Origin of the sequence: Gemmatimonas sp. (assembly GCF_031426495.1) — a bacterium.
Lineage (GTDB): Bacteria > Gemmatimonadota > Gemmatimonadetes > Gemmatimonadales > Gemmatimonadaceae > Gemmatimonas.
Genome location: NZ_JANPLK010000005.1, coordinates 1 through 18,301, shown reverse-complemented (window position 1 = coordinate 18,301; position 18,301 = coordinate 1). Strand labels below are relative to the sequence as shown.

The window sequence follows — 18,301 nt, the reverse complement described above, 5'->3', positions numbered from 1 at the left end:
GCCGGGGCCACTCCCGCTCGCGCTGCGCACCGTGCGCAGCTGCCGCAGCGCCTGGGCCAGCGGCGCCACGATCGGCGACGGATCATCCGCGCGATACGCCGTGCGCGCCGACGCGATCGTGCGTAACGCCGAGTCGAGCACGGGCTGCACGGTGCTCGGCAGCGTGTTCCGCAATGCCGTCCACGTGGTGTCGACGCCATCGAACAACGACTGCTCGCTGCGCGCGTTCTCCGGCCCCACGCGCGACGTTTCGCGCGACAAGAAACCCAGAATCGTGCCCTTCCGCTGGAGCACGCCGAATCCTTGGCTCTTGTGCTGCGAGCGACTCTCGGCCGCGATCTCGTAGTAACTCCGTCCCAATAGTGGGTCGTATTCACCCACGTTCACGCGCAGCGTCGCCGAATCAGGGGCCTGTCGCGCGCTGCGATAGAACTTCTGCGGCATCCACGGCAAACCGAAGCCCTTCACCGGAAAGCGCACCGTGTCGGCGGCCAGATCGTACGCTTCGCGCGCCAGCAAGCCCGACACTTGGTGATGCCCGTGTCCATCGCGCGGCGTGCCACTGAAGAACGCCACCATGACATGCGGCCGGAACGCGCGTACCACGCGCACGACGTCGCCGAGAATGGAATCCTTGGGCCAGTGCGAGTACGTCTCTTCGGCGTTCTTGCTGAAGCCGAAGTCATACGCGCGCGTGAAGTACTGCTTGCCACCATCAATGCGGCGCGCCGACAGCAGCTCCTGCGTGCGAATGGCGCCGAGTGCTTCGCCCAGTTCGTTGCCCAGCAGATTCTGCCCGCCGTCGCCACGCGTGAGCGATAGATACGCCGTTTCCACGTGACGACCCTTGGCGAGCCACGCGATGATCGGCGTGTCCTCGTCGTCGGGGTGCGCGGCGATGGTGAGCACGCGGCCCGTGGTGCCGACGCCCGCGAGCGTGGAGCCGAGCGCCGCCGCGCCGCGATCGAGCGTCACGTTCTGCGCGGAGATGCCACGGCCACCAGCGACAAGCGCCGCGGCAATAGCCGCGGCGCTCATCATCATCTGGTGGATTCGGGTGCGCCGAAGCGCCTTCACTGCCCCACCTTCATCGTTGCACGCTCCGCGGCCACTTCGCCGGTATCCATGACCATGGCAATGATGCGCGCCTGCTCGGCCTGGTGCGCGTCCATGTAGCCTTCCGCCGGACTCGCGCGCTCCGGACGACCGACGTAGCGCACACCGACCGACGCACCGGCCGACGCGCGCAAACGTGGCTGCACGTACGTCCACGCGCCCTGATTCTTCGGCTCTTCCTGCGCCCACACGACCTGCTCGATCACCGGGTACAGATCCATGATGCGCACGATTTCTTCGTGCGGCCACGGATAGAGCTCTTCGACCCGCACCAGGGCCACATTCGGATTCCGCGTGGCCGCGAGCGACATGTCGTAGTACAGCTTGCCCGTGCAGAACACAATGCGACGCACATCGTCGCGATGTTGGGACGCAATAGGATCATCGATCACCGACTGGAAGCCGCCCTGCGACAAGTCTTCGAGCTTCGACGCCGCCTGCGGCAAGCGCAGCAGCGACTTCGGCTGCATGCAGATGAGCGGACGACGCGACTTCCGCAGCGCCTGACGACGCAGCAGATGGAAGTACTGCGCCGGCGTGCTGCAGTAGGCCACCGTGAGGTTGCCTTCCGCGCACATCTGCAGGAACCGCTCGAGACGCGCGCTCGAATGCTCCGGCCCCTGCCCCTCATAGCCGTGCGGCAGCAGCATCACGACGCCGCTGTCCTGTCCCCACTTGGCGCGGTCAGCCACGATGAACTGGTCGATGATTGGCTGCGCCACGTTCACGAAGTCACCGAACTGCGCTTCCCACAACGTGAGGGCATCGGTGGCCACAGTGCTGAATCCGTACTCGAACGCCAGCACGGCGGTCTCGGAGAGAGCCGAGTTGAAAATCTCGAACACACCCTTGGCGCCGGGCAGATTGGCGAGCGGCGCGTACTTGCGACCGTTCTCGCTGTCGCTGAGCACCGCATGACGATGCGAGAAGGTGCCGCGTTCGGCGTCCTGACCCGTGAGGCGCACCGACATGCCGTCGATAAGCAGCGTACCGAACGCCAGCGCTTCCGCGTGTCCCCACTCGATGCCGCCCTGCTCGCCCATCGTCTCCCGACGACGCTCGAGCTGCTTCGCCAGGCGCGGGTTCGGTTTGAGATCGGCCGGCCAGGTGAGCAGCGCTTCGTTCACATACTGCAGCTTCTCGACCGCTACGTTGGTGGCGACGGCCTTCGGCGCCGACACCGGCTCAGCCGGCCACGGCGCGTGCTTCTCGCTGCTGAGCAACGACTGCTTGAAGCGCGAGTGGATCTCGGCGTAGTGCTGCGACACGGCCTGCTCAACTTCGGCCGCTTCGGCCTCGGTCATCACGCCCTCGGCCACCAACCGACTGGCCCACACCTGCGGCACCGTGGGATGCTTGCGGATCTGTGCCGAACGCGTGGGCTGCGTGTACATCGGCTCGTCGCCTTCGTTGTGCCCATGACGACGATAGCCCACGAGGTCGATCAGCACGTCCTTCTTGAACGTGGCGCGATACGCGCACGCCAGACGCACGGCCGTGATGCACGCCTGCGCATCGTCAGCGTTCACATGGAACACCGGCATCTCGAAGCCCTTCGCGAGATCGGACGCATAATGCGTGGAGCGGGCATCGGTCGGGTCGGTGGTGAAGCCGACCTGGTTGTTCACGATGATGTGAATCGTGCCACCGGTGCGGTACGCCTTCAGGTTCGAGATATTGAGCGTCTCGGCCACGATCCCCTCGCCCGGGAACGCCGCGTCACCATGAATGGCGACCGGCACCACCGCGAGTTCATCACGCTCACCCGATCGGCCCGGCACACGCTGCAACGCGCGCACCATGCCTTCGATCACCGGGTTCACCACTTCGAGGTGCGACGGATTGGGGGCGAGACGCAGCGTTACCGCCTTGCCATCCACGTCGCGCGATCCGACATAACCCATGTGGTACTTCACGTCGCCGGTCGCATTGCCGTCGGCATGATCGTGCCGTCCTTCGAACTCGGCGAACAATGCCTCGAACGGCTTGCCCATCACGTTCGTGAGCACGTTGAGACGGCCGCGATGCGCCATGCCGATCACGATCTCGCGCGCACCGGAGCGTCCCGACTCGCGAATCACTTCATCCAGCATCGGGATCAGCGCGTCGGTGCCCTCCACCGAGAAGCGCTTGTAGCCCTGATACGCCCGACCGATGAAGCGCTCGAGCCCGTCCACCTGATTCAGGCGGCGCAGCGTGTCCTTCTTCTCGTCGGGCGTGAGCTCGCGCGTGAGCACCCCGTCGCGGAAGGCGCGCTGAAACCAGTCGCGCTCTTCGTCGACTTCGAGATGCCACACTTCCCAGCCAATGCGACCCGCGTAGACCTGCCGCTTGCGCGCGATCGCGTCGGCGGCGGTGGCAAAGCGCGCGTCGCCGAGCGCCTCGCCGGGAATCGCCTGTAGATCCGCTTCGGTCAGCCCCCAGTACTCGGGGCTCAGATCCTCGGCGCCGGGGGGCGGCGTGCCGAGCGGATCGAGCTGCACCGCGTAATGGCCGTAGCTGCGGATGGCCTGCTGCAGCGACGCGGCCGCCGCCACTTTGCGGAGGAAGGCGACGTCGTAGGTTGCGCCACCGGCTGCAGCCGCCGACGGCGTAGCCGACGCGGCGCCGCCACTCTGTCCGAACAGCGACTCGGCGATGCGGAAGTACTGGCGCCACGTCTCGTCCACACTGGCGGGGTCGTGACGATAACGCTCGAATTGTTCGGCAAAAATGCCGTCGTTGAAAACGCTCGTGATGGCAGCGGTCATAACGTTCGAATGTAATGGCGGGTTCTCGAACACACAGGTGAGCCCGGCCCGGGTTTGCTCAGTGCGTCACGGGCACGACGAGGGTGAACACCGACCCTTCGCCGGGGCGCGACACGACCTCGATGCGCCCGCCGAGCATGGTGGCGAGCCGGCGTGCGATGTAGAGCCCCAATCCGGTACCCCGATGCCGTCCCGCCGGCACGTTCTCGATCTGGGAGAAGGGGCGAAAAAGCCGCTGCATGTCGGTGGGCTCGATGCCGATCCCGCTGTCGCGCACCGCAAACCGGACCGTGGCGGCGCCATCGGCCAGCGGGGAGCCACGGGTCACGCGCACCGACACGGCGCCCTCTTCGGTGAACTTCACCGCGTTCTGGCAGAGGTTGAGCAGGATCTGCCGCACACGGGCCTCGTCGGTGTGCATCGACGGCAGCCCCGTTTCCAAGTCAATCGAAAACTCGATCCCCTTTTCACGGGCCAGTGGTTCGATGAACGGGTGCAGCGAATCGAGCAGTTCGGGCACGCGCACGGTCGCGTTACGCGGCGTGAGCCGGTCGGCTTCGAGCGAGGCGTAGGTGAGAATGTCCTCGATGAGCGAGCCCAGGTGCCGTCCCACCGTCCGCAGCCGCATGACGACATCCTGCTGTTCGGGCGACAACGGACCGAGAATCTGGTCCTCTAAAAGTTCGCTGTACCCCTCTAGTGCCGTTAAAGGCGTGCGAAGCTCGTGCGATAATGTCGCTAAAAGGCTGGTCTTGGCGGCGTCGGCCGACCGTGCGTCTTCCAAGAGTCGCGCCTTCCAAAGCGCCAGTGCGGCGAGGTCGGCCATCACACTCAGCCGTTCTTCGTCGGTGTGGTCGAACTGCGGGTGCCCGGTATCGCGTGAAATCGAGAGCACGCCGAACAACTGGCCGTTGGCCAACAGCGGGAGGAGCAGAATCGGCCCGATGCCCAGGCGCGGCAGCAGCTCGGCGAAGAACGGGGAGCTAGCATCCGGCGACAGGATCGTGATGGCTCGCAGCTCGTTGGCGACGCGTCCAGTGACCGTGCCTTCCAGCGGGAAGGTCATCGAGAGTAGCTCTGTCGTTCTGCCGGAACAGGCGACGTACACGCCATTATCACCACTTAATTCCGCCACTGCAGCGCCACTTGCTCGTCCACGTACCATTGAAAGCTCACATAAGGTACGCAATACGCTTTGCGAGTTCGTCTCGGCCGCCAAGGCGCGGGCCACTTGGCGGAGGGTACCGAGCTCCTCCGTTTTCCGATAGTCGGAATAGAGGAGATCTTCCGTGCTGGCCGGAAAGTGGGCCGGGTCGTGGGAACTGTGCGGACTGGACATCCGGGAACTCTGCACCGCCGCGCATCGCTTGGGGAGCGATGCCTTCACGAGAATCCAAACGCCCGCGCGACGGCGGCGTCCGCGGCCAAGGCGTAAACGGCCACCCCGATAAACTCTGCGCCCGCTGCGGCCGGCCCTTCAGCTGGCGCAAAAAGTGGGAGCGCGACTGGGCGAACGTGCGTTACTGCAGCGACAAGTGCCGGATGGGGAAGGGGGCGGGGTGATACTACTCGTTGCGCAGATCCTGATCGGGTCCGTGTGGATCTTCCACGGGCTGTACAGCAAGCTGTTGCGCGGGATCCCGCGACACCGCGCGATCGTCGCCCGCGTGCTCGGCGAACGACACGCAGACCTTGCCACCAAGGCCATTGGCGTGGGCGAGATCGTGCTCGGTCTCTGGGTGTTCAGCGGCTGGCAGCGCGTGCCCTGCGCTGCCGTGCAGACACTCGCCCTCGTGTCGATGAACGTGCTCGAGATCGCGTTGGCGGCCGACCTGCTGATTTCGGCCGCCGGCATGGTGGCGCTCAATGCGGGCTTCATCACGATGATCTGGTACTGGGCCACCAGCGTTCGCCGCTGAGCAACCGCGATTCGGCCTGCTTGGCCGCTAGCCGATGCGCCCGAGCTGAACGAGTACACAGAGCGCGAACAGCACCGTGAGCGCACTCCAGATCACCGTGAACAGCAGGTGCATGGACGACTCGAATCGCTTGCCGCGCCACAAGGAGGCGGGAAAGACGAACCACTGCACCCAGAGCCGGAGCGCGAAGATCACCAGACCCATACCGGCCAGCCACGCCCCAGCGGGTGATACGTCGAGGAATACGCGCGGCGTGATCAGCGCCGGCAGACCGAGCAACACCAGCATGATGCACACAAATAACGTGTGCACATGAAAGATCGACTCGCCGGCGAGCGACATCCGCGCGGCCTCCTCACTCCAGCGCAGCTGCCGGCCCATTGGTACGTGCAAGAGCGCCAGCGCGACTAATCCGGCACCGGCCAAGCGAAGTACAACGGGGAGTAGCGGCAGTAACACGGCAAGCATCCCTGTCATGCGGCGTGCTCCAACACGAACACCGCGACCCACGGCGTGATGCGGAATTCGTCTCGCACCCGGAGCCGCGCACGCTCCCAACTGCGCCGCCAAGTGGCCGCAGAATGGAAGTGCAGCGCGCCCGGCCCGAACGCGAGCAGATTCGCCATATCGCGCAGATGCTCCACCACGACCACCCGGCCACCGGGCTGCAACGTCCGCGCGGCCTCACCAAACCACGCAGCGCGCTCATCGCAGTGGCGCAGCTCGTGCACGGCAAGCATACCGATCACCAGGTCAGCCTGCTGCGATGTGGTGGGCCATGCATGGTATGGCGCGGCCACGGTTCCGTCGGGCGGCGGACAGTGCTGGCGCGCGCGCTGGATCGACGGCTCGGTCATGCGTGCGGGATCGTAGTGATCGATCAGCGTCCAGTGCGTGCCGGGCGTGCGCGTGCGCAGCAGCGCCGAGCTTTCGTCGAATCCCGTCTGACAAAAGACAGCAGTGTTCGGTGTGCGGTCGCCGTACACGCGCGTGAGCCACGCGAAGCGATACAGGTCGGAGCGATCATAGATCACGTGCGACACCACCAACGACACGAACGTGCCGGCGGCGAGGCCCGCTGCGGTGACCGCGAGCACGATGCGCCATCCGGGCGACGTCAGTTGCGCCGCACCACCGAGCAGCACGACCACGAGTGCCAGCGTCAACAAGAACATCGGCCAATTGAAGCGCACGATGTTCAGCACGCCGTCGAACGGTCCGCGCTCCACTCCAGGCATTACTCGGCCGCCGGCGTCGCGTGCACGACGCGCCCGCGCTTCCACGCGTAGTCCACATGATCCACGACGAACGCGTTCGCCAGCAGGGGCGTGGCCGCGGAAAGCGGCGACTCGTTGAACATCGACACCTGCCACGACGTCACCGCGATCGGACGCGGCGTCCAATGCTGCCGGCTGCCCTCCACCACCACCATGGTGTCGTCGCCTTCCGGGCTGAACGTGAACGGCATCGGTCCGGCAAAGCGACGTGCCTCGGTCCAGCTCGCGAACGGCGAGCCGACGGGCATCGGCACATCGCGCTCCGCGACATGGGGCGAGAGGTCGAGTCGTACATCCAGCGCCGTCGCTCCCGACGCGTCGGTCGTCGTCACGTTCAGCAGGGCATCGCGCTCCTGCACGCTCACGTTCACGTGCGAGTAGCGATAGCCCGTCATGAGGTTCCCGGCGCGTACCATCCGGTGCTTATCGGTCGTACTGCGCAGAATGCGAAGTCCGCGCAACCGTCGTCCGGATGGCTCCTGAAAGCGCGTGAACACACGGTACCCAGCGAGAAAGAAATCCTGTCCGAATATCGCGGGAAGCCACGCGGGCCGGAGTGCCCGTGTCCACACCATCGCCACCGCCACGAACGCGTAGCCGTTGAAGACGTCGAGCGATAGCGACCGCGGCACCAGCGGCTGCACCACGTGCGCCGGAAAAGCGAACGAGAGCGCGACCACGCGATCGAAGTGCGCCGCGACCGGGAATGGATGCCGGCGGAGTCGTGCGGCGATGGACATTGCAGACAACATCCTACTTCATCACCGGCGTCGCTCCACCCGGCCACAGTGGCCCCAACCCCGCCATCAGCTCGGCCATCACGCCGATGCCGTCCCACAGATTGCCGATGCGCAGGTTCTCATTCGGCGCGTGCTGACTGTTGTCGGCGTTCACCGTGGGCACCGTAATGACCGTGGCCCCGAGCTGCTCGACGAAGTGAAACAGCGGCAGCGACCCGCCCAGCATCGGCATCACGAACGGCTCGCGACCGTACGCGCGACCCATCAGCGCTTTCACCGCGCGCACCGACGGCAGCGTAGACGCTACGCTCACGCTGGTGTAGCCACCACCGCATCCCAAGTACGCGAGGTGGGCGCGATCGGTGCTGCGCGCGGCGGCGTTGGGGTCAGTCGCCACCGTGTACCCCAGCGACGCGAGATGACGCGTGACCAGCTCGCAGATGCGCGTGGGCTGCTGATCGGGCACCAAACGGAAGTCGATGGACACGCTGGCACTGGTGGGCACGGCGTTGGCCGCACCGCCACCCACTTCACCGGTGCGAATGCCGCGGATGTTGAGCGCGGGCAGCATGATGCGCTCACCCAACGCGGCATTGTTCGCTTCGGTGCGCGCGAGGCCCAGTGACGTGCGCAGGGAGTCGTCGGTAGCCGACAGTGCTTTACCCAACGCGCGGTCGCTATCGGAAATCGGCGGCACGTCGTCGTAGAAGCCGGCGATCTTCACGCGCCCGTCCATGTCGCGCACACTGGCAATAAAGTGCGCCACCGCCACGCCTGGGTTGGGGGCCCAGTTGCCATAGTGACCGCTGTGCATGGCGCGATTGGGGCCGTGGAACGTGATGTCCACACCCATCACGCCGCGCACGCCAAGCACGAGCTGCGGTGCGCCGCTCACGTGGATCGGGCCGTCGAAGAACAACCACGCGTCGGCCCCCAGCACCGCCTTGTGCGCCTTGAGCAGGTCACCCAAGTGTGCCGAGCCAGCCTCTTCTTCACCCTCCAGGAAGAACTTCACATTCACCGTGGGCGCTTTCTTCGCGGCCTTGAGCGCATCGAGCGCGGCCAACATGGCAATGATCGGCCCCTTGTCGTCGCTGGCCGAGCGGGCGCGAATGCGCACGGCGGGATCGATGGTGTCGCCTTTTGCAGGCATCGGCGCGGCATCGGTGGCCACACTGTTCTGAAAGCGACGCAGCTCGGGAGTGAACGGATCGCCGTTCCATCCGCCACCGGCCACCGGCTGTCCGTCGTAGTGCGCGTACATCACGATGGTGCGCGTGGCCCCGGGCGCCTTGAGTTCGCCAAACAGCGCTGGGCTACCGCCCGTGGGCGCTCGCAGCGGCCGCATGGCCACGCCGCGCTTGGCAAACGCCGCCGTGAGAAACTCCACATTGCGGCGAATGTTCGCGGTGTCGGAGGCCACGTTGGGTATGGCCATGAGGGCGAACGCTTCGTCGAGAATCTCGCGCTCGTGGGTCTTCCGCCACGCATCGACGGCGGGACGGAGCTGCTGGGCTTGGAGCGGGGGGGCAGCGAGAATGGCGAGGGCGACGGCGAAGAGTGCGGACGCCACGAAAGCACGACGGAAAGAGGCCATGCCCAAAGCTGCGGGCAGGATGGTGGCTCCGACAGGGGCGCGGCGACTATCGCCGGCGCTGACGGTCATGAGCTTTTTGGTTCACGCGAAGGGCGCGAAGTTCGCGAAGGAACGCGAAGAACAGCAACTGAAAAGTAAAGATTGTGCTGTTGCTTTTCTTCGCGTTCCTTCGCGGCCCTTCGCGATCTTCGCGTGAACCAGCAGCCTATCCGTTCACTCGAGCTCCCCGAAGCAATCCGACCACGAATCCGCTACAACGCGGCCAGCAGCGCCACCCGTTCGCGGGTGCTCACCACCACGCCGCCGGGCGCTTCGACCGACACCGCGAACATCACCGCGCTTCCTACCGGCACTCGGGCGTTGATCGGCACGAACACTTCGGTCGCGCCGGCCGGCACGTCGAACACACCGCCGTCTACCGGATAGCGTTGATCTCGTGTCTTGTCGAAGATCCACAGTTGATACTGCCATCGGCGCGCGTCGTTCGACTTGAGCCCGATCAAACGCATCACGCCGCGCTGCGCGCGCGTGCTCCACACCACGTCGCCACTGGCGCCGAGTGCGGTGGAATCGGCGGTCGGCGCCCAAGCGATTCGGGTGATGGCAGAATCCACCGCAATCAGTGAATCGCGCACCCACGACGCAGCAGCCGATGATGTGGCAGGCACCGCCGCGACGACGGCAGGCGGCGCAGCGGGCCCGCGTGCCCACAACGCCAACATCGCCGCGGCGGCCAACCAGCCGCCCCACACCGCGAACGATCGGCGCGCGGGCGCAGAGGTCGCAGTCGCCGTCGGCGCGCTGGCCTCCGGCGAAGGGGCCGGTGGCAACACCACCACCGTGTTGTACGGCGCGAACGTGGGCTTGAGCGGTACGATCACCTCGCCCGCGGCAATGGCGCGCGCGGCAACGCCAGGCGGCAGCGCGTCCTGCGCCGACATCGACTCCGCCGCCAGCGCGGCCGTGAGCTCGCCGATCAGCAGCTCGTCCCGGGTAGCGATATCCGGTCCGTCGTTCTCCTTCCTGGTCATGAGTCGTGCTCCTCGTTCGTCGCGTCCGTCGCCTGATGCAGGTCGTTCGCGTGCTGTAGCATCGCCCGCGCACGCTGCAGCCCGCGACGGATGTGCGACTTCACCGTACCCAACGGCGTATTCGTGGCCTTGGCGATCTCATCGTGCGTGCGGCCATGCAGCAGCGACAGCTCCAGGATCGTACGCTGCGCCTCGGGCAACGCCCGCAACGCCGCCCGCGCGCGCTCCACGCGATCGTCGCGCGCATCGTCGGATTGTTCATCGTGAGCCAGATCGAAATCGTCGGGGAGCGGCTCGAGTTCCACCGCCCGCTGCCGCCGGCGCAAGCGATCGATCAGCCGGCGACGCGTCACCATCGCCACCCAACCCGCCTCCGTGGAGCGCGTGGGTTCATATCGCGCGGCACTGCGCCAGAGATCGACGAACACCTCCTGCACCGCATCGTCGGCGTCACGCGGGTCTGGCGACCAGCGTCGTACCAGCGACCAGATCAGCGCCCCATAGCGCTCGACGCACTCGCGCACCGCCAGCTCGTCGCCCGCCGCGATCCGTGGCAGCAACGGGGTGGCGCTCGACATGACGGGGGCGAAGGACCCGGTCACAAGCGACAGATGCGCCCGCACGTCGTCCCGCCTGCTGCCTTCCGGTGATGATGTAGCGTTGTCCATGCCTGGGCGAAGTCGACTGACGCGATGATGTGTCCCGAAATGCACGAGCGCTCCGACGGGGTTCATATCAGCGTTCGCCGGCGCCCTCGCATTGGATGCACCGACCATGCAAAGGGTTGTAGCGGTTTGAATGTTTGAGGCACCGTCGTTCAGTTACAGGAAAAAGAACGGCGCTCACCTGAGCGCCGTTCACGAACTCCTGATGTCCGCCGTCCCCCCACCTGCCGTGCTAGGCCAGATTCGCTGAGCGGCGGCGAGCGGCGACACCGACTGCAACGAGTCCGAAGCCCATGAGCGCAACGGACGCGGGCTCGGGCACGGTCGTTTGGATGCCCGTCGTTCCCTCGAATCCCGGGTTATCGCCTTTGTAGAACGCGTCGGAGCCGTCATACGACGCGCCACCGGACTGGTAGGCGAACCATGAGACACTGGTCGGAGCAGCGAGCGTCGCGAGTTGCACCTGGAACCCGCTCTGCGTGACGCCGTTGGCGATGCCACCGCCGATCCAGTTGTTGTCGTACGTGGTTGAACTCCCGCCGTAGCTCGTGTTCGACCACGCCGCGCCGCTGCCCCAGACTCCAAAGGAACCCGGACTCGCGACAACGGCCGATCCGCCGGTGCCGAGCGAGGTGCCGAAGAAGTACAGGCTCTGTCCGCCGGGACCGATGTTATTGAAGACGCTGAAGTCGAGCAGCCAGTTTCCAGCGGAGCCGGTTACGGTGTAGTTGACCTGAACGGGCTGGGCCGCCGCGGCCGAGGGAAGGGCGATCGCAGCAGCAACAAGCAGGGAGCGGAGGCGCATTGCAAATCCGGTAATGAGAGAGGGCGGGTTCTGCGTATCTGCAGATGAGCTCGGTAAGTGCAAGGTGGATGCCGAACGCGCCACTCAGCAAAGCCATTGATTTCATTGAACATAGCGGACTCATCCATAAGGGTTCGAAGCGCACATGACGCGTCGGGGCCACACAATCCGTGGCCGTGCAGCCTCACCGCTGTGCATCCAACGCCCGCACATCCAACGAATGGCATGGCATAGCAACGCCGTCCCACTCTCACGACCCTCGGAGCGCTTTATGCACCATCGCAGTTCTTTCTTCATCGACGCTACCAATTCGGCCCGCCTGTACATGCAGGGCGCTCTGGTGACCGCGACACTCAGCATTGCGTCCATGCAGCTGCTCGCCCCCACGGCCGGCGCCCAACACCCATCGCGAAACGGCACAACGGCGACCGCTTCGCCAAGTATTCCGCAGGTCGCCAAAACCGCCGGTCAATTCACCACGCTGTTGGCCGCCGTCGACGCCGCCGGCCTTACGCAGACGCTGCTCGGCCGCGGACCGTTCACGCTCTTCGCGCCCACCGACGAGGCCTTCAAGCGTCTCCCCAACGGCACCGTCGCCGAGCTGCTCAAGCCGGAGAATCGCGAGAAGCTGCGCACGATCCTCACGTATCACGTGATCGCCGGCCGCGTCACGGCAGCGCAGGCGCGTACGGTGCGTACCGCTGAAACGGTGGCCGATCTCGATGTGCGCATCTCCGACGTGAACGGCGAGTTGCGCATCAATGACGCCACGGTCCGTATCGCCGATATCCCGGCCAGCAATGGTGTCATCCACGTGATCGATCGCGTGCTGCTCCCGCCCGATGCCCGCGCGAGCGAACCCGCCGGTGTCAGCGCCAGTGGCAGCCCAACGTCTCTGATCGACTATGCGATTGATCGTGGTGCGCCGCTCTACAACGACGGCCAGCCGGCGTCGACGGTCGCCATCTACGAAGTCGTGGCCAGTGCCTTGCTGGCGTTCAACGACCGTGACGTGCCCGACGAGGCGAAGCGAGGCCTGCGCGCGGCCCTGCGTGAGTCACGCGGCACGCCACGAGAGCGGGCCGTTGCGCTGCGGCGCGCTTTGGATTCAGCTCGGCAGATGGGGGCGCGGTAACGGCTGGTATCGTGCTGGCGGTCGAAAGTTCTTCGGTTCACGCGAAGATCGCGAAGATACGCGAAGAACAGCAACAACATTGTTTCTTTTGCTGTTCTTCGCGCCCTTCCCGATCTTCGCGCCCTTCGCGTGAACCAAGAGTTTATCCGTTCAAACAGAACCCGCCGTCAGCACACCACCCAGCTCAAAACTCCGCACTCACCGTCGCAAACACCGCGCGCGCCGGTAGCACGAAGTAGCGCACGCGCCCCGACCCCGACACGGCACCGCTCGCGAACTTCTGCGTATCACCCAGATTCGCGCCTCGCAGCGTGAGTGCGTAACGACCGAGTGTGGCCCGCGCCGAGGCATCGACGGTGTAGTAGTCGGGCAGCACACGGTCCGCACTGCTGGTGTTGTCCAGGAACGCCTTCGACTGATAGCGACCCTCAACGCTCACCATGAATCGGTTCGTCGGCGATACTTCAATGCGATGCGACGAGAGGAACGCCGGCGTGAGCAGCGGCGTCACGTTGCGCCGCACCACCGGAGCGCCCCGCGACGAGTCGGTGAACTGCGCGATGCGGTTCTGACTCCACGTGGCGTTGCCGGCCAGCACCACGCGCGAGATTCCGCGATACGCCGCATCCACCTCGATGCCACGGCGGTAGCTGTTGCCCACGTTCCGACGCAGAATCGAACCCGACGCCGTAGGTGCCCCGATACGCGCGATGTCGTTGCGGAAATCCATGCTGTACAGATTGGCCGACACGTCCATCGTGGCCCGCGACCACGTGATGCCCAGCTCGGCGTCACGCACCGACTCCGGCTTCACGCGCGTGAAGTCGCCGTAGTCGGCCACATTGCCGCTGTTCAAATCATCGTCGCCGGCGAACAAATCATTGCGGGCGGGCTCGCGGCTCGTGATGCCGTACGACGCGTACGTGGCAAGACCCGTGGCCACCTGGTACGTGACGCCCGCCTTCGGATTGAAGAACATCCAATCGATGCGACGCTCGTCGATACCGGCGTTGGCGTCGGGCTCGTAGCGGAACGTGGCGTAGCGTCCCTGCAGGTCGGCAAACCAGCGGGCCTTACCGGCGTCGAGCGACAGCTTGGCGAAGGCGCTGGCATCCTGCTTGTGCCCGGTGTTGTCGTACAGTGTGGTGGAAGGCTGGACATAGCCACGGTGCGCGCGCTGATAGGTATTCGCGTTGAGACCCGCGTTCACCCGCAGCGCACCACGTTCCACGTTGTACGCGCTCGTGACACCGTACCACGTGTGCGCCAGGTTGAAGCGGTAGCGATCGGGCAGCTCGATGTAGTCGTAGTTGCCGCTCGCGGAGTTGCGATACACCGTGGTGCTCACCGAGCCGCCGTTCTGCAGTGCGCGTGTGTACGCCAGCGACACCATCTGCTGACCGAACTTGTCGCGTTCGTCGGGCTGCAGCGGATTGTAGCGGCGGTTCGTGGCGAGCTGCTCGAGCGTGGCGCCGGTATACGAGAGCGTATCGGCCAGCAGTCCTACCAGCGTGGTCAACTTCACCACGTCGCGCGCGCCGAACCAGCCGGCGCCCACGAAGGCCGAGCGTCCCATGACGCCGCTATGATCGCGGTAGCCGTTCGTGCGCAGCGCACTGGCCCGACCGTACACGGCGAATTTGCTGGCGGTGAGCCCCGAGTTGAACGACGCGCTCACGCGCTGAGCACCGAACGATCCCATCTGCAGCTGTACGTCCCCACCGGCATCGGCGCGCGCCACGGGCATCGTCTCGAAATTCACACTGCCGGCGAACGACGCCGTGCCGGCGGTGCTCGTGCCCACACCGCGCTGCACCTGTACCGACTGGACGTTCGACATCAGATCGGCCAGGTTCGCGAAGTACAGCACCTGATCTTCCATGTCGTTCAACGGCACACCATCCAGCGTAATATTGATGCGCGTCTGGTCGATGCCGCGCAGCCGCAGGTAGCTGTAACCCCAGTTGGTGCCGGTTTCGGTGTGCGACGTCATCGAGGGCGCGGCATTCATGAGCAGCATCGGAACGTCCTGCCCGAAGTGCCGCTGCGTGATCGCGGCCCGACCGATGGTGGTTTGCGAGATCGGCGCCTGCTCGTTGGCACGGATGGCGCGGACGAGTACGCCTTCGATGCGACGCACCGAGTCGGCCGTGGCCGCTACTTTGGCGCTGTCGGGACGGGACTGTGCGCTGAGCGTGGCGGCGGCAACAGTCATGAGGGTGGCGACACAAAGTCGCCGCGTGCGCCATGGGCGCGCGATTGCGTGCGGATACATCGATTGGACTCCCTACGCCGGTACGAGCCGGATCAGGTTCTACGGGACTCTCTCAGCCAACGCGCACTGGCGGCGCCGGCACCCCGGTCATGTGCGGTGAACCCTAATTAGCTTTGGCGTTCATGACCAGTACGGAGTTCCAACTCCTGTCCGAGCCCTGCGCCTGGCTCGTCGCGCACGGAAGCTCCTGCGCGGAGCTCCTCGGCTTCATCACGGGTGTACTCAACGTGTGGCTCGTCACGCGCGAGAACATCTGGAGCTGGCCACTCGGCGTGCTCAATGCCGGGTTCTACATGGTGGTGTTCGCCCGCACCGGTCTCTATTCTGACACCGGCCTGCAGGTGGTGTATCTGGTATTGTCGTTGTACGGCTGGTGGCACTGGTTGCGCGGTGGACCGCGCCATGCAGCGGTCGTCGTCACGCGCACGACGCGTCGCACCGCCATGATCATGGCCGCCATCGGGCTCGTGGCGTGGGTGTCACTGGCCACCGTCACGCAACGGCTGCCCGGCGCCGCGCTGCCATGGCTCGATGCGGCGCTCGTGTCGATCAGCCTAGTCGCGCAGTACATGATGACGCGTAAACTCCTCGAGAACTGGCTGCTCTGGATCGCCGTCGACGTGGTCTACGTTGGCCTGTTCATCAACCGGCAGCTCCCGCTCACGGCGATTCTGTATGCCGTGTTTCTGGTGCTCGCCATCATCGGCTACGTGCAATGGCATCGATCGGCGGCGCGGACACGACTCGCCAGCTTACCCGCATCGTCTTGACCGGGTCGGAGTCCGTCGGCAAAACGACCCTCGGCATACAGTTGGCCGCGCGCTACGGCGTCACGTGCGTCGCCGAATTCGTACGCGACTATGCCGCCGCCAAGGGCGCGCCACTCGATTTCCGCGATCATGGCCCCATTGCCAACGGGCAGATGGCCCGCGAAGACGCCCACATCGCCGCTGCTGTCGCCCGCGGCGACCACTTGCTGCTGCAGGACACCGACTTGGTCAGCACCGTCGTGTACTGCCACCACTACTTCGGCCGCTGTCCCGAGTTCATCGAACAGGCGGCTCTCGCGCGCCGCCCCACGCACTACCTGCTGCTCGGCATCGACGTGCCATGGATCGCCGACGGCATCCGCGACCGCGAGGTGCAACGCGATGAGGTTCAGGCGCTTTTCCGCACAACGCTGGCGCGATTCGACGCGCCGGTTACCGTTGTGCAAGGCACGTGGGACGAACGACTGGCCACGGCCACCGCACTTATCGACTCCTTCATCGACACGCACCGACATGGCTGACAAAACTCAGAACTTCGCGAATCACGGGCAGTTCATGCCCATGTACCATTTCTTCACCGCTCCGCTCTCGCTGATCTTCCTGATCTGGAGCGTGTGGCGGGCGATGACGATCCGGGACCTCGAGACGCACTACCTGCTGATCGGTGCGCTCGCGCTGTTCGGGGCGGTCACGGTGTCACGCCTCTCGCCGCTCCGCGCTCAGGATCGCCTGATCCGCCTCGAAGAGCAGCTCCGCTATGCGCGCCTGCTGCCGGCTGATCTCGCCGCCCGTGCGCAGGCCACCTTCTCGCCGCGCCACTACATCGCGCTGCGCTTCGCGAGCGACGCCGAACTGGCCTCCATGGTCGACATGGTGCTCAAGAATCCGGCGCTCAAGGGCAAGGAGATCAAGAGCCAGATCAAGACCTGGCGCCCAGACACCTTCCGCGTGTGAGTTGCGCGGAGGAGCGGACAGCGTGTCGCGCAGCCTCCTGATTTCAGGAGGCGCCGGTTTCATCGGCGGGAACTTCGTGCACTACTGGTGCGCGCGGTATCCCGCCGACGTGGTGATTGTGCTCGACGCGCTCACCTACGCCGGAAATCTTGCCACGCTGCGAACACTGATCGACGGCGGGCGTGTGCACTTCGCGCATGGTGATATCAACGACCTGCCGCTGGTCGAGGCACTGCTCCGCGAACATCACGTCGACACGGTCGTTCACTGCGCCGCAGAAACGCACGTCGACCGGTCTATCACCGATCCGTCGGCCTTCGTACGGACCAACGTCCTCGGCACACAGGCGCTGCTCGAAGCCTGCCGGCGCGTCTGGTTCGAGCATGGTGCCTGGCGCGCCGGCGCACGCTTCCATCACGTCTCGACCGATGAGGTCTACGGGTCGCTCGACGTGGGTGATCCGCCGTTTTCGGAGACGACTCGCGTTGCCCCGAATTCGCCGTACGCGGCGAGCAAGGCAAGCGCCGATCATTTCGTGCGCGCATACGCGCACACCTACGGCATGACCGCGTCAATCAGCCACGCGTCGAACAACTACGGGCCATATCATTTTCCCGAGAAGTTGATTCCCCTCGCGATCGTCAATGCGCTGCAGGGCAAACGCATTCCCGTGTACGGCGATGGACAGCAGATCCGCGACTGGATGTATGTGGAGGATCATTGCGCCGCGATCGACCTGATCCTTCACGGCCCTCACGAGAGCATCACGTATAACGTCGGTGGTCGCGCCGAACACCGGAACCTCAGTATCGTGCACCACCTGTGCGCGCTGCTCGACGAACGGTTCGCGCATGATGCAGCACTGGCCACACGATTCACGAAATGCCCGGCCGCTCGCGGCATCGATTGTGCGTCACTGATCGCCTTCGTCGACGATCGCCCCGGGCACGACCGCCGGTATGCGGTCGACCCGTCGCGTATCGCCGCGCGCCTTGGCTTCGAACCGCGCGAGACACTCGCCTCCGGCCTCGCGCGCACGGTCGATTGGTTTCTGGCCAACGATGCGTGGTGGCAACGATAGGCGGTCGAGTTTCAAGGGGTCAGGACTTCAAGGGGTCAGAGTCGTTGTAAAATTACGTTAAACGACACAGACCCCATGAAGTCCTGACCCCATGAAACACGACCCCCAAAAGTTGCCACCACCCAACGTTGGCCAGAAACCAAAAGACCCAGCGCGCGAGGCCGGAGGCGAGTGTCTCGCGCGGTT

Annotated in this window: 18 protein-coding genes, 1 pseudogene and 1 riboswitch; of the genes and pseudogenes, 8 read left to right on the top strand and 11 right to left on the bottom strand. The window is 65.3% G+C overall.

All coding sequences use genetic code 11. The annotated features are described in order from the left end of the window. From RMP10_RS02285 to RMP10_RS02275, 3 genes are all read right to left on the bottom strand, one after another. Positions 1 to 1,044, bottom strand: a 1,044-nt coding sequence (locus tag RMP10_RS02285) for a PIG-L family deacetylase (RefSeq protein ID WP_310568859.1), incomplete at its 3' end; no start/stop codon positions are given. Between the two features lie 29 nt (positions 1,045 to 1,073). Next, the gene (locus tag RMP10_RS02280; RefSeq protein WP_310568858.1) at positions 1,074 to 3,866 is read right to left on the bottom strand and encodes a 2-oxoglutarate dehydrogenase E1 component; all 2,793 of its coding nucleotides are present in this window, start codon (positions 3,864 to 3,866) and stop codon (positions 1,074 to 1,076) included. A 58-nt stretch (positions 3,867 to 3,924) separates the two neighbouring features. Further along, positions 3,925 to 5,205 carry a GAF domain-containing sensor histidine kinase gene (locus RMP10_RS02275; RefSeq protein WP_310568857.1) on the bottom strand — a complete coding sequence of 427 codons (1,281 nt, stop codon included), beginning with the start codon at positions 5,203 to 5,205 and terminating at the stop codon, positions 3,925 to 3,927. A 38-nt stretch (positions 5,206 to 5,243) separates the two neighbouring features. Between RMP10_RS02275 and RMP10_RS23380 the strand changes: the two genes are divergently transcribed. Beyond that, positions 5,244 to 5,429, top strand: a complete 186-nt coding sequence (locus tag RMP10_RS23380; protein WP_345785766.1) for a DUF2256 domain-containing protein — start codon at positions 5,244 to 5,246, stop codon at positions 5,427 to 5,429. Beyond that, positions 5,426 to 5,785 (top strand): DoxX-like family protein, encoded by a 360-nt coding sequence (locus tag RMP10_RS02270; RefSeq protein WP_310568856.1) that lies wholly within the window; start codon positions 5,426 to 5,428, stop codon positions 5,783 to 5,785. Before RMP10_RS23380 ends, RMP10_RS02270 begins: the two co-directional genes overlap by 4 nt. A 27-nt stretch (positions 5,786 to 5,812) precedes the next feature. On the opposite strand, the gene RMP10_RS02265 is transcribed toward RMP10_RS02270, so the two are convergent. The 4 genes from RMP10_RS02265 to RMP10_RS02250 are packed head-to-tail and all read right to left on the bottom strand — an operon-like array spanning position 5,813 to position 9,399. Next, positions 5,813 to 6,262, bottom strand: a complete 450-nt coding sequence (locus RMP10_RS02265) for a hypothetical protein (protein WP_310568855.1) — start codon at positions 6,260 to 6,262, stop codon at positions 5,813 to 5,815. Further along, positions 6,259 to 7,023, bottom strand: a complete 765-nt coding sequence (locus RMP10_RS02260) for a class I SAM-dependent methyltransferase (RefSeq protein WP_310568854.1) — start codon at positions 7,021 to 7,023, stop codon at positions 6,259 to 6,261. Before RMP10_RS02260 ends, RMP10_RS02265 begins: the two co-directional genes overlap by 4 nt. Further along, positions 7,023 to 7,802, bottom strand: a complete 780-nt coding sequence (locus RMP10_RS02255; protein ID WP_310568853.1) for a DUF2071 domain-containing protein — start codon at positions 7,800 to 7,802, stop codon at positions 7,023 to 7,025. Before RMP10_RS02255 ends, RMP10_RS02260 begins: the two co-directional genes overlap by 1 nt. A gap of 13 nt (positions 7,803 to 7,815) precedes the next feature. Next, complete coding sequence (locus tag RMP10_RS02250; protein ID WP_310568852.1) at positions 7,816 to 9,399, bottom strand: M20/M25/M40 family metallo-hydrolase; 1,584 nt, start codon at positions 9,397 to 9,399, stop codon at positions 7,816 to 7,818. Here RMP10_RS02250 and RMP10_RS02245 point away from each other — a divergent pair. After that, complete coding sequence (locus RMP10_RS02245) at positions 9,398 to 9,595, top strand: hypothetical protein (protein WP_310568851.1); 198 nt, start codon at positions 9,398 to 9,400, stop codon at positions 9,593 to 9,595. The two genes, RMP10_RS02250 and RMP10_RS02245, sit on opposite strands and share 2 nt — an antisense overlap. Positions 9,596 to 9,650: 55 nt before the next feature. On the opposite strand, the gene RMP10_RS02240 is transcribed toward RMP10_RS02245, so the two are convergent. From RMP10_RS02240 to RMP10_RS02230, 3 genes are all read right to left on the bottom strand, one after another. Next, complete coding sequence (locus RMP10_RS02240; protein WP_310568850.1) at positions 9,651 to 10,430, bottom strand: anti-sigma factor; 780 nt, start codon at positions 10,428 to 10,430, stop codon at positions 9,651 to 9,653. Then, positions 10,427 to 11,008, bottom strand: coding sequence for a sigma-70 family RNA polymerase sigma factor (locus tag RMP10_RS02235; RefSeq protein ID WP_310568849.1), 582 nt, complete (start codon positions 11,006 to 11,008; stop codon positions 10,427 to 10,429). Before RMP10_RS02235 ends, RMP10_RS02240 begins: the two co-directional genes overlap by 4 nt. A gap of 319 nt (positions 11,009 to 11,327) precedes the next feature. Then, the gene (locus RMP10_RS02230) at positions 11,328 to 11,900 is read right to left on the bottom strand and encodes a PEP-CTERM sorting domain-containing protein (RefSeq protein ID WP_310568848.1); all 573 of its coding nucleotides are present in this window, start codon (positions 11,898 to 11,900) and stop codon (positions 11,328 to 11,330) included. 325 nt (positions 11,901 to 12,225) lie between these two features. Between RMP10_RS02230 and RMP10_RS23375 the strand changes: the two are divergent. Beyond that, positions 12,226 to 12,738, top strand: a pseudogene (locus RMP10_RS23375) (fasciclin domain-containing protein); the annotation flags it as partial. 481 nt (positions 12,739 to 13,219) lie between these two features. Here RMP10_RS23375 and RMP10_RS02220 read toward each other — a convergent pair. Next, complete coding sequence (locus RMP10_RS02220; RefSeq protein WP_310568846.1) at positions 13,220 to 15,250, bottom strand: TonB-dependent receptor; 2,031 nt, start codon at positions 15,248 to 15,250, stop codon at positions 13,220 to 13,222. Positions 15,251 to 15,302: 52 nt separating this feature from the next. Further along, positions 15,303 to 15,406: riboswitch (TPP riboswitch) on the bottom strand. A gap of 26 nt (positions 15,407 to 15,432) precedes the next feature. Here RMP10_RS02220 and pnuC point away from each other — a divergent pair. The 4 genes from pnuC to rfbB are packed head-to-tail and all read left to right on the top strand — an operon-like array spanning position 15,433 to position 18,115. After that, positions 15,433 to 16,080: a nicotinamide riboside transporter PnuC gene (gene pnuC, locus RMP10_RS02215; RefSeq protein ID WP_310568845.1), complete on the top strand. Its 648-nt coding sequence runs from the start codon at positions 15,433 to 15,435 to the stop codon at positions 16,078 to 16,080. Beyond that, positions 16,077 to 16,601, top strand: a complete 525-nt coding sequence (locus RMP10_RS02210) for an ATP-binding protein (protein WP_310568844.1) — start codon at positions 16,077 to 16,079, stop codon at positions 16,599 to 16,601. Before pnuC ends, RMP10_RS02210 begins: the two co-directional genes overlap by 4 nt. Continuing rightward, positions 16,594 to 17,034 carry a DUF6526 family protein gene (locus tag RMP10_RS02205; RefSeq protein ID WP_310568843.1) on the top strand — a complete coding sequence of 147 codons (441 nt, stop codon included), beginning with the start codon at positions 16,594 to 16,596 and terminating at the stop codon, positions 17,032 to 17,034. Before RMP10_RS02210 ends, RMP10_RS02205 begins: the two co-directional genes overlap by 8 nt. A gap of 22 nt (positions 17,035 to 17,056) precedes the next feature. Continuing rightward, entirely contained in the window at positions 17,057 to 18,115 is a 1,059-nt protein-coding gene (gene rfbB, locus RMP10_RS02200) for a dTDP-glucose 4,6-dehydratase (protein ID WP_310568842.1), read from the top strand. The last annotated feature ends 186 nt before the right edge of the window (positions 18,116 to 18,301 follow it).

Excerpts from the sequence above, each read along its gene's own strand:
- RMP10_RS02280 (WP_310568858.1), bottom strand. The coding sequence starts at position 3,866 with ATGACCGCTGCCATCACGAGCGTTTTCAACGACGGCATTTTTGCCGAA.
- RMP10_RS02275 (WP_310568857.1), bottom strand. The coding sequence starts at position 5,205 with ATGTCCAGTCCGCACAGTTCCCACGACCCGGCCCACTTTCCGGCCAGC.
- RMP10_RS23380 (WP_345785766.1), top strand. The coding sequence starts at position 5,244 with ATGCCTTCACGAGAATCCAAACGCCCGCGCGACGGCGGCGTCCGCGGC.
- RMP10_RS02265 (WP_310568855.1), bottom strand. The coding sequence starts at position 6,262 with ATGACAGGGATGCTTGCCGTGTTACTGCCGCTACTCCCCGTTGTACTT.
- RMP10_RS02260 (WP_310568854.1), bottom strand. The coding sequence starts at position 7,023 with ATGCCTGGAGTGGAGCGCGGACCGTTCGACGGCGTGCTGAACATCGTG.
- RMP10_RS02255 (WP_310568853.1), bottom strand. The coding sequence starts at position 7,802 with ATGTCCATCGCCGCACGACTCCGCCGGCATCCATTCCCGGTCGCGGCG.
- RMP10_RS02245 (WP_310568851.1), top strand. The coding sequence starts at position 9,398 with ATGCCCAAAGCTGCGGGCAGGATGGTGGCTCCGACAGGGGCGCGGCGA.
- RMP10_RS02250 (WP_310568852.1), bottom strand. The coding sequence starts at position 9,399 with ATGGCCTCTTTCCGTCGTGCTTTCGTGGCGTCCGCACTCTTCGCCGTC.
- RMP10_RS02240 (WP_310568850.1), bottom strand. The coding sequence starts at position 10,430 with ATGACCAGGAAGGAGAACGACGGACCGGATATCGCTACCCGGGACGAG.
- RMP10_RS02235 (WP_310568849.1), bottom strand. The coding sequence starts at position 11,008 with ATGTCGAGCGCCACCCCGTTGCTGCCACGGATCGCGGCGGGCGACGAG.
- RMP10_RS02230 (WP_310568848.1), bottom strand. The coding sequence starts at position 11,900 with ATGCGCCTCCGCTCCCTGCTTGTTGCTGCTGCGATCGCCCTTCCCTCG.
- RMP10_RS02220 (WP_310568846.1), bottom strand. The coding sequence starts at position 15,250 with ATGACTGTTGCCGCCGCCACGCTCAGCGCACAGTCCCGTCCCGACAGC.
- pnuC (WP_310568845.1), top strand. The coding sequence starts at position 15,433 with ATGACCAGTACGGAGTTCCAACTCCTGTCCGAGCCCTGCGCCTGGCTC.
- RMP10_RS02205 (WP_310568843.1), top strand. The coding sequence starts at position 16,594 with ATGGCTGACAAAACTCAGAACTTCGCGAATCACGGGCAGTTCATGCCC.